The organism is Thermoactinospora rubra, assembly GCF_002093975.1.
In the GTDB taxonomy this organism is placed as follows: domain Bacteria; phylum Actinomycetota; class Actinomycetes; order Streptosporangiales; family Streptosporangiaceae; genus Nonomuraea; species Nonomuraea rubra_A.
The window spans coordinates 31,243-45,097 of sequence record NZ_MSZZ01000005.1 but is presented as its reverse complement, the minus strand read 5'-3'; the positions used below and the strand labels follow the sequence as shown (position 1 = coordinate 45,097).

Annotated in this window: 9 protein-coding genes; 5 read left to right on the top strand and 4 right to left on the bottom strand. The window is 71.2% G+C overall.

Annotation, left to right across the window (positions count from 1 at the left end; all coding sequences use genetic code 11):
• The first annotated feature begins 42 nt into the window (after positions 1 to 42).
• Positions 43 to 1,698, top strand: a complete 1,656-nt coding sequence (locus tag BSB02_RS17165; protein WP_084959992.1) for a lysylphosphatidylglycerol synthase domain-containing protein — start codon at positions 43 to 45, stop codon at positions 1,696 to 1,698.
• A 69-nt stretch (positions 1,699 to 1,767) separates the two neighbouring features.
• Here BSB02_RS17165 and BSB02_RS17160 read toward each other — a convergent pair whose 3' ends face one another.
• Positions 1,768 to 2,373: a response regulator transcription factor gene (locus BSB02_RS17160; protein ID WP_084959991.1), complete on the bottom strand. Its 606-nt coding sequence runs from the start codon at positions 2,371 to 2,373 to the stop codon at positions 1,768 to 1,770.
• A gap of 72 nt (positions 2,374 to 2,445) precedes the next feature.
• Between BSB02_RS17160 and BSB02_RS17155 the strand changes: the two genes are divergently transcribed.
• Positions 2,446 to 2,670: a hypothetical protein gene (locus BSB02_RS17155; RefSeq protein ID WP_143590801.1), complete on the top strand. Its 225-nt coding sequence runs from the start codon at positions 2,446 to 2,448 to the stop codon at positions 2,668 to 2,670.
• A 3-nt stretch (positions 2,671 to 2,673) separates the two neighbouring features.
• Here BSB02_RS17155 and BSB02_RS17150 read toward each other — a convergent pair whose 3' ends face one another.
• Positions 2,674 to 4,113 (bottom strand): FAD-dependent oxidoreductase, encoded by a 1,440-nt coding sequence (locus tag BSB02_RS17150; RefSeq protein ID WP_084959989.1) that lies wholly within the window; start codon positions 4,111 to 4,113, stop codon positions 2,674 to 2,676.
• 210 nt (positions 4,114 to 4,323) lie between these two features.
• Between BSB02_RS17150 and BSB02_RS17145 the strand changes: the two genes are divergently transcribed.
• Entirely contained in the window at positions 4,324 to 6,231 is a 1,908-nt protein-coding gene (locus tag BSB02_RS17145) for an N-acetylmuramoyl-L-alanine amidase (RefSeq protein WP_084959988.1), read from the top strand.
• 41 nt (positions 6,232 to 6,272) lie between these two features.
• On the opposite strand, the gene BSB02_RS17140 is transcribed toward BSB02_RS17145, so the two are convergent.
• Both BSB02_RS17140 and glgP read right to left on the bottom strand, forming a co-directional pair.
• Complete coding sequence (locus BSB02_RS17140; protein WP_084959987.1) at positions 6,273 to 7,142, bottom strand: MurR/RpiR family transcriptional regulator; 870 nt, start codon at positions 7,140 to 7,142, stop codon at positions 6,273 to 6,275.
• A 45-nt stretch (positions 7,143 to 7,187) separates the two neighbouring features.
• Positions 7,188 to 9,770, bottom strand: a complete 2,583-nt coding sequence (glgP, locus tag BSB02_RS17135; protein WP_084959986.1) for an alpha-glucan family phosphorylase — start codon at positions 9,768 to 9,770, stop codon at positions 7,188 to 7,190.
• Positions 9,771 to 10,009: 239 nt separating this feature from the next.
• Between glgP and BSB02_RS17130 the strand changes: the two genes are divergently transcribed.
• Both BSB02_RS17130 and treS read left to right on the top strand, forming a co-directional pair.
• Positions 10,010 to 12,061, top strand: a complete 2,052-nt coding sequence (locus tag BSB02_RS17130; RefSeq protein WP_084959985.1) for an alpha-1,4-glucan--maltose-1-phosphate maltosyltransferase — start codon at positions 10,010 to 10,012, stop codon at positions 12,059 to 12,061.
• A gap of 49 nt (positions 12,062 to 12,110) precedes the next feature.
• Positions 12,111 to 13,853: a maltose alpha-D-glucosyltransferase gene (gene treS, locus BSB02_RS17125; protein ID WP_084959984.1), complete on the top strand. Its 1,743-nt coding sequence runs from the start codon at positions 12,111 to 12,113 to the stop codon at positions 13,851 to 13,853.
• The last annotated feature ends 2 nt before the right edge of the window (positions 13,854 to 13,855 follow it).

Sequence of the window (13,855 nt, the reverse complement as noted above, 5' to 3'; positions counted from 1 at the left end):
CTAACCTCACCTCGTTCGACCACAAAGGCGGTCCCGCTTCTCATGACCGACATCGCGCGCCTGGCGCGCCGGGCCATCGGCGTGCTGGTGCTGGCCGTCGCGTGCTGGTACCTGGCGCGGGTGGTGTCGGGCGAGGACGTCGTCTCCGCCGTGCGGGCTCTGCTGCGCGACCCGCTGGGCGTGGCCGTGGCGCTCGTGCTGTACGGCGGGGCGTTCGCGCTGCGGTCGTGGGCCTGGACGCGGGTGCTGGACGGGCTGGGGTTCTGGCAGTCCTGGGCGGCGATCCACGTGTCGTTGTTGGGCAACCACGTGCTGCCGTTCCGGCTGGGCGAGGCGCTCCGGGTGACGTCGGTGCTGCGGCGCACGCCGCTGGGCGCGGGCGCGGTGGTGGCGGCGACCGTGGGAGCCCGCTCGGCGGACCTGCTGGCGGTGCTCGCCCTGGCGCTCCTGGCGGCTCCCGAGCTGGTGGACGGGCTCGCGGGGTGGTGGGTGTGGCCGGTCGCGGCCGTTATGGCCGCCGTCATGGCCGCCGCCTTCCTGTGGCGCTCCCGCCGTACGCCCACCCCTCCCCCTGGTCCCCGGCCACCCGGCCACGGAACCCGCCGTGAGACGGCCGGCCGGAGTGCGGCGAGGATGGCCCTCACCCTCGCCTGCGCCCTCATCGCCTGGATCCTCGAGTCAGCCGTCGTCTACGAGGTCGCCGGCCTCGCCGGTGTCCCCGTCTCCCCCGCCGAGGCCGTCGCCGTCACGGCCGTGACGATCGCCGCACAGGCCGTCGCCGTCACCCCCGGCGGCATCGGCTCCTACGAGGCCGCCGCCACCGCCGCCCTCACCGCCCTCGGCGTCGCCCCCGGCCCCGCCTTCGCGGTCGCCCTGCTCACGCACGCCCTCAAGACCGCCTACGCCCTCGCGGTCGGCGGCGTCGCCCTGTTCACCCCCTCGCCCGGATACTTCGGCCGCTTCCGCCTCCCCCGCCGCCTCCCCGATCGCCCTCCCGCCCCCGACGTGCCCGATGACGCCCCGGTGGTCGTCTTCATCCCCGTCTACAACGAGGAGGCCACCATCGGCGAGGTCGTCCGCAGGCTCCCCGCCGCCGTCGCCGGCCGCCGGGTCGTCACGCTCGTGATCGACGACGGCTCCACCGACGCCTCCGCCGACCGCGCCCGCGCCGCCGGGGCCACCGTCCTCCCCCAGCCCCGCAACCTCGGTCTCGGCGCCGCCGTACGGCGAGGCCTGCGCGAGGCCGCCACCCTGGGCCCGGCCGCCGCGATCTACCTCGACGCCGACCTGGAGTACTTCCCCGAGGACCTGGAAGCCGTCGCCGCCCCCGTCCTGTCGGGCGAGGCCGACTACGTGATCGGCTCGCGCTTCGCCGGGACGATCGAGCGCATGCTCCCGCACCGCCGCCTCGGCAACCGCGTGCTCACCGCGTGGGTCCGCTGGCTGACCCGCCGCCGCGACGTGACGGACGGCCAGAGCGGATACCGGGCCTTCTCCCCCGCCGCCGTCCGGGCCGCCGAGGTGATCCACGACTACAACTACGCCCAGGTCCTCACCCTCGACCTGCTCGCCAAGGGCTTCGTCTACCGCGAGGTCCCGATCCGCTACTCCTTCCGCCAGACCGGCGAGTCGTTCGTCAAGCTGGGCCGCTACCTGCGCAAGGTCGTCCCGGCGGTCCACCGGGAGCTCAACACCTGACCGCCCGGCGGCCGCGGGCTCCGGGCGCACGCCTCGGGCGGGACGCACGCGCCGGAGGCGGAGGTGCCGTCAGATCCAGCCCTCGTCGGAGGCTATGCGGATCGCGTCGACGCGGCTCCTGGCGTTGAGCTTCACCACCGCTGAGGACAGGTAGTTGCGCACGGTGCCCTTGCTGAGCGAGAGCCGTACGGCGATCTCGTCCGGCTCGGCGCCGGTGGCGGCCAGCCTGAGCACGTCCGCCTCGCGCGCGGCCAGCGGGTTGTCCGCCCGGCGCAGGGCGGCGACGGCCAGGCGGGGATCCACCACCTGCTCGCCCGCGGCCACCTTCCTGATGGCGGCGATGAGGTCGCCGGGCGGGGAGTGCCTGAACACGAAGCCGGTCACGCCGCAGGCCACCGCGCGGCGCAGGTAACCCGGCTTGGCCAGCCCGGTGAGCACCAGGCTGCGGCAGCCCGGCAGCTTCTCGCGCAGGCTCGCCGCCGCGGTCAGGCCGTCGACCTCCGGCAGGTCGATGTCGATCACCGCCACGTCCGGCGCGGAGCCGATCGCGGCGGGCACCACCTCGTCACCGCGTTCCACCGTGGCCACCACCGCGAGGTCTTCCTCCAGCTCCAGCACGGCGGCCAGCGTCTCGTGCGGGATGCGCGCGTCCTCCGCGATCAGCACTTTGATCACTGTGAATCCTTCACGCCGAACCGGTGAACCAGGCACTGCTCCGCGGCGTGCCCGGCCGTATCATCCGTCGCCATGCGAGTGATCGCCTACCTTTTCCTCGCCGCCGGGACCGCATTGATCGTCTGGGGGCTGTGCCACGGCGTCTTCGTGGTACGGCCATGGGCCGACAGCCACGGCGGAGAAGCGCAGGTCGCCCTTGCCTTATACGCCTTGGCGAGGCCCTTCCTGCTGGTGATGTCCGGTTGCGGCCTCATGGTGGGCGGCCTGGCGGCAGGTACGGTGGCGCGGCGGCGTTAGACGCTAGTCCTCCACGACGTGGGTGGCGAAGCGGGCGCGGGCGGCCGACCAGGCGGTGGCGTCCCAGCCGTCCTCGGTCAGCGCCGCGACCGCGTCGGCGGCCATCGCCATCGCGTGGTGCGTGTTGTCGTGGGCGAACAGGCCGAGTCGGCCGAAGGTGGTCACGCGGGGCAGCGTGGCGGCCCAGGCGTCGAGGCCCGCCAGGTGCCGCGCGTAGCCGACGCGGTAGATCGGGTACACGTGGGGCAGGCGGCGGACCTCCAGTCCCGCCAGGTTCAGCGGCGGCAACCCCGAGCGGTCGAGGCACTCCCGCACGAGCTCGGCGTGGTCGGTGGCCGTCCAGACGTCGTCGCCCACCTGGCAGGGGATCTCCAGGCACAGCACCGTCCGGTCGGCCGGGTCCGCCGCGCTGACCCGGTAGTTGGCCGGTTCGGAGATCCTGGTGACCGGCGTCTGCGGGCCGGGGAGGTAGTGGGCGTCGTAGGGAGTCCACCGGCCGCCCTCGTGGACGGCGTGGACGAGCACCATCGCGCGGAACTCCAGCTGTGCCGCGGCCCGCGTCACGGCCGGGTCCGGGCCCGGGTCGGCGAGGCGCGCGAGGAGGGGCATGGGGATGGTGCTGAACACGTGGGCCGCCGTCAGAGTCGTCTCGGTCGGCTCCGTCGGCTCGGTCGGCTCGCCGCCGTCCCCGGCGTTACCGGTGTCCCCGGCGTTCCCGGCTGCCATGGTCACCGTGACGCCGTCGGGACCGGGGGCGAGGCGCGTGCAGGCAGTGTTGAGCCGGATCTCCGCTCCCGCCGCCACGGCGGCCTCCGCCAGCGCCTCCACGATCTGACCGAAACCCCGGCGGGGGTAGTGGAAGACGCGCCCCTGGCCGCCTGCCTGGCCGCGCAGGACGCGGCGCGCGATCTTCCACGGGCTGTCGGCGGTGACGCGCCGGCGAGCCTGGTCGCCGTCGATCTCCTCGCCCGGCAGGCCCCACAGCTTCAGCGCGTAGGGCTCGTAGAGCGCGCCGTACAGGGTGGGTCCCAGGCCGGCGCGCAGGACGTCCGCGTAGGTGTCGCCGCCGCCCCGCCGTACGGTCACCGCGTCGCGGGCGATGCCGGCGAGCAGGGGGTACGGCAGGCGGCGGGCCAGCTCGCCGGCCTTCAGGGGGAAGCCGACGAAGCGGTCGCCGACGCGCAGGCGGCCGTTGCGCGGGCGCAGCTGCAGGTCGCGGCCGAGCAGGTCGCGCAGGGCGGCCAGGAGGTGCGGGGGCGTGGCCGGGTGCAGGCGGTGGCTGCCGTGGTCGACCCGGATCCCGGCGACCTCGAAGCTCGCCGACAGGCCGCCGACGCGGCCGGAGCGTTCGAGCACCATGACGGACAGCCCGCGCCGGGCGGCGAGCCAGGCGGCGGTCAGGCCCGCGGGGCCGGCGCCGAGGATGACCAGGTCCACCGGCATGACTCTAGCCCGCCAGAAAGCCCGTCCGAGAACCCGCCCAGGGACCCGCTCAAGGGCCGGCCCAAAAAAGCCCGCCCAAACACCGGGCCGCTCCCGAGCCGGCTCGCGGCAAAGCACCGGCGCGGTGAAGAAAACCTTCGTCAAGTCTCGACTCGTGAAGGAAATCATGGCCAAACTGTGGTGACGCAGCCCCTCAGCCTAGGAGCGTTCATGCGCAGAGCGTTGATCGCTGTCATCGCCTTACCGCTTTTGCTCACCGCGACCCCCGCCACCGCCGCCGAGGAGCCCGGCGACCGCCAGCAGGCCTTCGCCGCCGCGGCCAAGGAGTTCCAGGTCCCCGAGAGCGTCCTGCTGGGCGTGTCCTACCTGGAGTCGCGCTGGGACGCGCACGCCGGACTGCCGAGCGCCGACGCCGGGTTCGGCCCCATGCACCTGACCGACGCCGCGGCGTACACCGGAACCAACCACCACCACGAGAGCGAGGAGGACGCCCGCGGCGACGAGAGCAGGCCGCTGCCGCCGGCCGACGAGCCCGTTCAGCAGCCCGCCGAGATCCCCGCCTCGCTGCGGACGCTGGAGAAGGCGGCCGAGCTGACGGGTGAGCCGCGCGAGAAGCTGCGCAGCGATCCCGCGGCCAACATCCGGGGCGGCGCGGCGCTGCTGGCCGCCTACCAGAAGGAGCTGGGCGCGCCGCTCAGCGGCGACCCGGCCGAGTGGTACGGCGCGGTGGCCAAATACTCCGGCGCCACCGAGCAGGAGGCCGCCAGGTTCTTCGCCGACGAGGTGTACGCGACGATCAGGGAGGGCGCCGAGCGCATCACCGACGACGGGCACAAGGTCACGCTGCCGCCGCTTCCCGGCCTGGAGCCGGTCCGCCGCTGGCTGGAGAAGCTGGGCCTCAAGCCGCCCAGGCGCGACGGCGTCGAATGCCCGCCGACGATCTCGTGCGAGTGGATCCCCGCCCGGCAGGCGACCAGGCCCGACGGCAGCTACGGCAACTTCGACACCTCGGACCGGCCGTGGAACCAGAAGGTCGACTACATCATCATCCACGACATGGAGGGGTACTTCGCGCCCTCCGTCCGCCTGGGCACCGACCCGAACTACCGCGCCAGCTGGCACTACTCCCTGCGCTCCAGCGACGGCCACATCGCCCAGCACATCAAGACCGAGGACGTCGGCTGGCAGGCCGGCAACTGGTACATCAACGCCAAGTCCATCGGCCTGGAGCACGAGGGCTTCCTCGCCGAGGGCGCGGCCTGGTACACCGAGGCGATGTACCGCACCTCCGCCAAGCTCGTGCGGTACCTGGCGCTCAAGCACCTCGTCCCGCTCGACCGCGCGCACATCCTGGGCCACGACAACGTGCCCGGCACGCTGCCGACCACGGTGCGGGGCATGCACGAGGACCCGGGCCCCTTCTGGGACTGGGCGCACTACTTCGAGCTGCTCGGCAAGCCGCTGCACCCCTTCGGCGGGCCGAAGTCGGAGTCCATCATGATCAAGCCCGACTTCGCCACGAACAAGCCGTACTTCTTCGGCTGCGACCGCAAGCAGCCCGCCAACGACTGCCCGCCGACCAGCGCCTCGACGGTCTGGCTGCGCACCGAGCCGCGCCATGACGCGCCGCTCGTCGGCGACATCGGCAAGAAGAACCCCGGCACCTACAGCGTCTACGACCACAGCGCCCGGGCCACCACCGGCCAGCGCTACGTCGTGGCCGACCGGCAGGGCGACTGGACGGCGATCTGGTACCTCGGCCAGAAGGCGTGGTTCCACAACCCGGCCGGCAACCCCACGGCGGTCCCGTCCATGGGCCTGGTCGTGACGCCCAAGCCGGGCCTGGCGACGGTCCCGGTGTACGGCAGGGCGTATCCGGAGCAGGAGGCCTACCCGGCCGACATCCCCTACCAGCCGATCACGCCGCTCCAGTACACCTTCTCGGCCGGCGAGAAGTACACGCTGGGCGCCGTGCAGTACGGGGAGTACTACCGGGCGGTCACGATCGACCCCTCCACCCACAAGGTGGTGCGCGGGAAGCTGAAGTACTACCAGATCCAGTTCGGCCACCGCGTGATGTTCGTCAAGGCCGACGACGTGGTGGTGTCCTGGGGCTGAGACCCTGACGCGGGCCGTACCTCGGGACGCCCGGGGTACGGCTAGCGCTTCTTGACGAACTCGGCGACCGCCTCGCGCGTGCTCTGGAGCGCCTGCTGCGAGGAGTCGTAGGTCCGCTGCGCCACTCCCACGAAGACGCAGTCCACGACCAGCAGCTGGCTGATGCGGCTGGCGAGCGCCCCTGGCCGGAACTCGGTCTCCCGCCCGGCCGAGATCAGCACGTGCTCGGCCAGCTCGGCGATGGAGGAGCGCGGGTTGTTGGTGATCGCCACGGTGGTCGCGCCGGCCTCCCCGGCCCGCCGCAGCGGCTCCAGCACGTCCGGCGTCTCCCCCGAGGTGCTGATGCCGATCGCCACGTCGCCGCGCTTCAGCAGCACCGCGCTCGTCAGCGCCAGGTGCGCGTCGGCGAACGAGTGGCTCGACAGGCCGATCCGCATGAGCTTCTGCGCCATGTCCGCCGCGACCAGCCCGGAGGCGCCCACGCCGTAGGTGTCGATCCTGCGCGCCCCCACGATGGCGTCCACGACCGCGCCCAGCTTCTCGGAGGAGAGCTGGGCCACGGTGTCCTTGATGGCCTCCGACTCCGCCCGCGACACCTTGAGGATGACCTCCGACAGCGGGTCGTCGGGGGCCAGGTCGCCGGGCACCAGCCGGTCCGGCTGCGCCGCCGCGGCGGCCAGCGCCAGCCGGAGCTGCGGATACCCGGAGAAGCCCAGCAGGCGCGCCGTGCGCACGATGGTCGCCTCGCTGGTGCCGGAGGCGGCCGAGAGCTCCGTGATGGTGCTGCGCGCGACCGTCGCCGGATCCTCCAGGATCAGCCTGGCCACGGTCTGCGCCGCCGGCGTCAGGGACGGCAGCACCCCCCGGACGGTGGCCACCAGGGTGTCGGCGCGAGGGCTGTTGTCGTCCACACGATGATTATGCGGCCTGAGCCACTTGCGCGCGTCCTGCCGTTCCTAGCGGAGTGTGCCGTTCGTCATGCCCGCCGGCTCCTCGGGCACCGCCACGAGACCGAGATCGGCCGGCGAGGCCATGAACGGGTTGTGCGGCACGACGCGGACGGTGTAGCCGAAGGCGCCGGTCCGCTCCAGCGGGATCACGCCGGCGTAGTGCGCCTTGCCGTCGTCGCCGTTGACGACCGGGTCGAGCGCCAGGTAGCTCGGGTGGATCAGCTCGTCGTGCGCCCCGACGCGGCCGTAGGCGGCCTGCACGAGCACGTCGTCCGGCGTCAGGTCGCCCAGCGCCACGGTGGCCCGCAGCTCCAGCGCGGCGCCGACCTCGGGCGTGTCGCCCAGCCCCGAGGCCTCGACGTGCTCGACCCGTACGGCGGGCCACGCCTTGGCGACGCGGACCCGCCAGGCGGCGAAGTCTTTGGCCGGGGCGTAGCCGTCGGCGCACAGGGCGCGTGCCGACTTGGCCGCCGGGGTGTAGAGATCCAGCACGTAGTCGCGCAGCATGCGCCCGGCCAGCACCTTGGGCCCGAGCGAGGCGAGCGTGTGCTTGACCATCTCCAGCCAGCGGCGCGGCAGCCCGTCGGCGGCGCGGTCGTAGAAGCGGTCGGCGACCTCGTGCTCGATGAGGTCGTACAGGGCCGCGGCCTCCAGCTCGTCGCGCCGGTCGGGGTCGGTGACGCCGTCGGCGGTGGGGATGGCCCAGCCGTTGGTGCCGTCGTACCACTCGTCCCACCAGCCGTCGCGGATGGACAGGTTGAGCCCGCCGTTGAGCGCCGACTTCATGCCCGAGGTGCCGCTGGCCTCCAGGGGCCGCAGCGGGTTGTTCAGCCACACGTCGCAGCCCTGGACCAGCAGCTGGCCGAGGGCCATGTCGTAGTCGGGCAGGAAGGCGATGCGGTGGCGCACGTCCTCGGCGTCGGCGAACTTGACGATCTGCTGGATGAGCTTCTTGCCGCCCTCGTCGGCCGGGTGGGCCTTGCCGGCGATGACGATCTGCACGGGCTTGTCCGGGTCGAGCAGCAGCTTCCGCAGCCGCGCCGGGTCGCGCAGCATCAGCGTCAGCCGCTTGTAGGAGGGCACGCGCCGGGCGAAGCCGATGGTCAGCACGTCGGGGTCGAGGGCGTCGTCGACCCAGCCCAGCTCGGCGTCGGAGGCGCCGCGGTCGCGCCAGGAGGCGCGCAGCCGTACCCTGGCCGCCTCCACCAGGCGGCGGCGCAGCCGGCCGCGGATGGCCCAGATGTCGGCGTCGGAGATCTTCTGCACGCCCTCCCAGCCCTGGCCGCGCTCGACGACCGAGGGCAGCGCGCGGCCGGCCAGCTCCATGATCTCCCGGCCGACCCAGGTGGGCGCGTGGACGCCGTTGGTGATCGACCCGATCGGCACCTCGTCGACGTCGAAGCCCGGCCACAGGTTCTTGAACATCTCCCTGCTGACCTTGCCGTGGAGCTGGGAGACGCCGTTGACCCGCTGGGCCAGCCGCATGCCCATGACGGCCATGTTGAAGCGGGTGGGGTCCTCCTCGGCGCCGAGCTCCAGGATGCGCTCGACCGGCACGGTCGGCCAGGCGTTGTCGCCGCCGAACTGCCGCCGGATCATGTCGATGGGGAAGCGGTCGATCCCGGCCGGGACCGGCGTGTGGGTGGTGAAGACCGTCCCGGCCCGCACGGCCTCCAGCGCCTCGTCGAAGGACAGCCGCGTCACGGTCAGCTCGCGGATGCGCTCCAGGCCCAGGAACCCGGCGTGGCCCTCGTTGGTGTGGAACACCTCGGGCTCGGGGTGGCCGGTGATGCGGCAGTAGGCGCGGATGGCGCGCACGCCGCCGATGCCGAGCAGCAGCTCCTGCATGAGCCGGTGGTCGGTGCCGCCGCCGTAGAGGCGGTCGGTCACGTCGCGGGCGGCCGAGTCGTTCTCGGCCACGTCGGAGTCGAGCAGCAGCAGCGGCACCCGGCCCACCTGCGCGACCCACACCTGGGCGTGCAGCGTGCGGTGCTCCGGCAGGCCCACCCTGATCCGCACGGCCGAGCCGTCGGCCTCCTTCAGCATCGTCAGCGGCAGCCCGCCCGGGTCGAGGGAGGGGTAGTGCTCCAGCTGCCAGCCCTCGGGCGACAGCGACTGGGTGAAGTAGCCGTGGCGGTACAGCAGGCCGACGGCCAGGATCGGCACGCCCATGTCGCTGGCGGCCTTGAGGTGGTCGCCCGCCAGGATGCCCAGGCCGCCGGAGTACTGCGGCAGCGCCGCGGCTATGCCGTACTCGGGGGAGAAGTAGGCGATGGCGCGGGCGGCGTCGGGCAGCGTCTGGTACCAGCGCGGGGCGGTCATGTACTCCCGCAGGTCGTCGGCGGCGTCGGCGAGCCGCCGCAGGAAGCGGCGGTCGGCGGCCAGCTCGCGCAGCCTGGCGGGGTCGACGGCGCCCAGCAGTGCCACGGGGTCGTGCCCGACCCGCTCCCACAGGTCCGGGTCGACGGAGGCGAACAGGTCGGTGGTCTCCGGATGCCAGGACCATCGGAGGTTGTGGACGAGCTCGCCGAGGGCGGACAGCTCCGCCGGCAGCACGGTGCGGACGGTGAACCTTCGGATTGCTCTCACGATTGACGACCCTACGGCTTTCTGTGGACTCGGGTCAGAACCTTCACCCAAGGTACCGGGCGCTAAACCCACCTTCCGCATCGGCGCATGAAGAGGGACTATTAGGGCAACTCCCTCAACATGCCCTAGCGGCGTGTCTAGGGCATAGGTCCGTTTGCAGCCCAGACGAACATGCAAAGATCGTTCCGCCACGTACAGCGCGGCGGCACCGGCGTGCCGTCCAAACGAGATCAAGAGCGATGATCGGACGTATTCCCATCTCGGACATCCAACCTGTCGTCGACTGTGGCGCCTGGCCCGCCAAGGCGGTGGCCGGCGAGACCTTCGAGATCTCCGCGACCGTGTTCCGCGAGGGGCACGACGCGGTCGCCGCCGGTGTGGTGCTCATCTCCCCGGACGGCGCCCGCGGCAGGCTGAAACCCATGCGCGAGCTCGCCCCGGGCACGGACCGGTGGGGCGTGTCGGTGTCGCTGCCGGCCGAGGGCGACTGGCAGTTCCGCGTGGAGGCGTGGAGCGACCCGATCGCGACGTGGCTGCACGACGCGGGGATCAAGATCCCCCGCGGCATCGACGTGGACCTGATGTGCGAGGAGGGCGCCCGGCTGTTCGAGCGCGCCGCGAAGGGCGTGCGGCAGGCCGACTGCCCCTCCCACGAGGGCGGCGCCCGCACGAACGGCGAGCCGTGCGGGCACCGGGCGGCCCTGCTGTCGCTCGCCTCGACGCTGCGCGACGAGACCCTCGACCCGCGTGCCCGGCTGAGCGTGGCCCAGCTGCCGGAGACCGCGGCCCTGCTGGAGGCCCACCCGCTGCGCGACCTGGTGACCAGGTCCAAGGCCATGAAGGTGCGTGTGCACCGGCGGCGCGCCCTGTACGGATCGTGGTATGAGTTCTTCCCGCGGTCGGAGGGCGCGATCGTGACGGAGTCGGGCGCCAGCAAGTCCGGGACCTTCGAGACCGCCGCCAGGCGCCTGCCCGCCATCGCCCGCATGGGCTTCGACGTGGTCTACCTGCCGCCGATCCACCCGATCGGCGTCACCTTCCGCAAGGGCCGCAACAACACCCTGACCGCCGGGCCGGACGATCCCGGCTCCCCGTGGGCCATCGGCAGCGACGCCGGCGGCCACGACGCGGTCCACCCGGACCTCGGCACGATCGAGGACTTCGACGCCTTCGTGGCCCAGGCCAACCGGCTCGGCCTGGAGGTGGCGCTGGACTTCGCCCTGCAGTGCTCCCCCGACCACCCGTGGGTCAAGGAGCACCCGGAGTGGTTCAACATCCGCGCCGACGGCTCCATCGCCTACGCCGAGAACCCGCCGAAGAAGTACCAGGACATCTACCCGCTCAACTTCGACAACGATCCCGAGGGCATCTACGCGGAGATCAAGCGGGTGCTGCGGCACTGGATGGACCACGGCGTGCGGATCTTCCGGGTGGACAACCCGCACACCAAGCCGGTCAACTTCTGGGCGCGCCTGCTGGCCGACATCCACGCCACCGACCCCGACGTGATCTTCCTGTCGGAGGCGTTCACCCGGCCGGCGATGATGCGCACGCTGGCCAAGATCGGCTTCCACCAGTCCTACACCTACTACACGTGGAAGAACTCCAAGTGGGACGTGGAGACCTACCTGACGGAGCTGGCCGGGGAGACCTCGCACTACCTGCGGCCGAACCTGTTCGTCAACACGCCCGACATCCTCAACGAGTACCTGCAGCACGGCGGGGTGCCGGCGTTCAAGATCCGGGCCATCCTGGCCGCGCTCGCCTCGCCGACCTGGGGTGTCTACTCGGGGTATGAGCTTGCGGAGAATGTCCCGGTTCGCCCGGGAAGCGAGGAATACCTGGACAGCGAGAAATATCAGTACCGCCCGCGCGACTGGGAGGCGGCCGAGCGCGAAGGGCGCACGCTGGCCCCGTTGATCACCCAGCTGAATTTGTTCCGAAGAGCCCATCCGGCTCTCCAGGAATTGCGTAATCTACGGTTCCACAGGATCGACCACCCGGACATGGTCTGCTTCTCCAAGCGGCTGCCCGGCGCCTACGACCCGGCCACACGACGGCACGGTGTGGGCGACGTTGTCCTGGCGGTCGTCAACCTAGATCCGCACAACACCCACGAGGCGACCGTCGAGCTGGACATGCCCGCCCTGGGTCTGGACTGGAACGCCGAGTTCGTCGTGGACGACGCGCTCTCCGGCGAGACCTATCACTGGCGCCAGCACAACTACGTGCGTCTCGATCCTCACATCCATCCGGCTCACATCTTCACCGTGCGAGCAGGCAACCGGTAGATCCTCCACAAGGCGCATAGAAACAGCGGGGAGTCTTCAACGTGTGTGCATGTCCCTCCCTCACGAGCCCTGCGAAGGAGGGCCCGTGACGTCTCAACCCATTCCCAACACCTTCGACGAGGACAAGCCGCGCGATCCGTACTGGTACAAGCGCGCGGTCTTCTACGAGGTGCTGATCAGAGGGTTCAAGGACTCCAACGGCGACGGCACCGGTGACATCAAGGGGCTCATCAGCAAGCTCGACTACCTCCAGTGGCTGGGGGTGGACTGCCTGTGGCTGCTGCCGCTGTACGAGTCGCCGCTTCGTGACGGCGGATACGACATTTCCGACTTCATGAAGATTCTCCCGGAGTTCGGAGACCTGGGAGACTTCGTGAAGCTGGTCGACGAGGCGCACAAGCGGGGCATGCGGGTGATCGCCGACCTGGTGATGAACCACACCAGCGACGCCCACCCCTGGTTCCAGGCCTCCCGGCACGATCCCGAGGGCCCCTACGGCGACTTCTACGTCTGGTCCGACACCGACGAGAAGTACAAGGACGCCCGGATCATCTTCATCGACACCGAGACGTCGAACTGGACCTACGACCCGGTGCGCGGGCAGTACTACTGGCACCGGTTCTTCCACCACCAGCCCGACCTCAACTACGAGAACCCCAGGGTCCAGGAGGCCATGCTGGAGGTGCTGCGCTTCTGGCTGGACCTGGGCATCGACGGGTTCCGGCTGGACGCGGTGCCGTACCTGTTCGAGGAGGACGGCACCAACTGCGAGAACCTGCCCAGGACGCATGAGTACCTCAAGCGGATCCGGGCCGAGGTGGACCGCCTCTACCCCGACCGGGTGCTGCTCGCCGAGGCCAACCAGTGGCCCGCCGACGTGGTCGCCTACTTCGGCGACCCGCTCACCGGCGGTGACGAGTGCCACATGGCTTTCCATTTCCCGCTGATGCCGCGAATCTTCATGGCCGTCAGAAGGGAGTCGCGTTACCCGATCTCGGAAATACTCGCGCAGACGCCGAAGATTCCGGAGAACTGCCAGTGGGGCATCTTCCTGCGGAACCACGACGAGCTGACGCTCGAGATGGTCACCGACGAAGAGCGCGACTACATGTACGCCGAGTACGCCAAGGACCCGCGCATGCGGGCCAACGTGGGCATCCGGCGCCGCCTGGCCCCGCTGCTGGAGAACGACCGCAACCAGATCGAGCTGTTCACGGCCCTGCTGCTGAGCCTGCCCGGCTCGCCGGTGCTCTACTACGGCGACGAGATCGGCATGGGCGACAACATCTGGCTCGGCGACCGCGACGGCGTCCGCACCCCGATGCAGTGGACGCCCGACCGCAACGCGGGCTTCTCCGACTGCGACCCGGGGCGGCTGTACCTGCCGGTCATCATGGACCCGATCTACGGCTACCAGGGGCTCAACGTCGAGGCCCAGCAGAAGAACCCGGGCTCGCTGCTGCACTGGACCAAGCGGATGATCGAGATCCGCAAGCGGCACCCGGTCTTCGGCCTGGGCGAGTTCGCCGAGCTCAACTCCTCCAACCCCAGCGTGCTGGCCTTCGTCAGGGAGTACGGCGACGACCGCATCCTGTGCGTCAACAACCTCTCCCGCTTCCCCCAGCCCGTGGAGCTGGACCTGCGCAGGTTCGTCGGGGTCTCACCGGTGGAATGCATGGGCGGTGTTCCCTTCCCACCGATTGGCGAACTTCCGTATCTTTTGACGCTTCCTGGGCATGGTTTCTACTGGTTCACCCTCCCACCCGCGCCGGAGCCCGTTCAGGAGGAGTAAGT

Coding starts and splice junctions, on each gene's coding strand:
- BSB02_RS17155 (WP_143590801.1), top strand. CDS start 2,446: ATGCGAGTGATCGCCTACCTTTTCCTCGCCGCCGGGACCGCATTGATC.
- treS (WP_084959984.1), top strand. CDS start 12,111: ATGTCCCTCCCTCACGAGCCCTGCGAAGGAGGGCCCGTGACGTCTCAA.
- BSB02_RS17165 (WP_084959992.1), top strand. CDS start 43: ATGACCGACATCGCGCGCCTGGCGCGCCGGGCCATCGGCGTGCTGGTG.
- BSB02_RS17150 (WP_084959989.1), bottom strand. CDS start 4,113: ATGCCGGTGGACCTGGTCATCCTCGGCGCCGGCCCCGCGGGCCTGACC.
- BSB02_RS17145 (WP_084959988.1), top strand. CDS start 4,324: ATGCGCAGAGCGTTGATCGCTGTCATCGCCTTACCGCTTTTGCTCACC.
- BSB02_RS17130 (WP_084959985.1), top strand. CDS start 10,010: ATGATCGGACGTATTCCCATCTCGGACATCCAACCTGTCGTCGACTGT.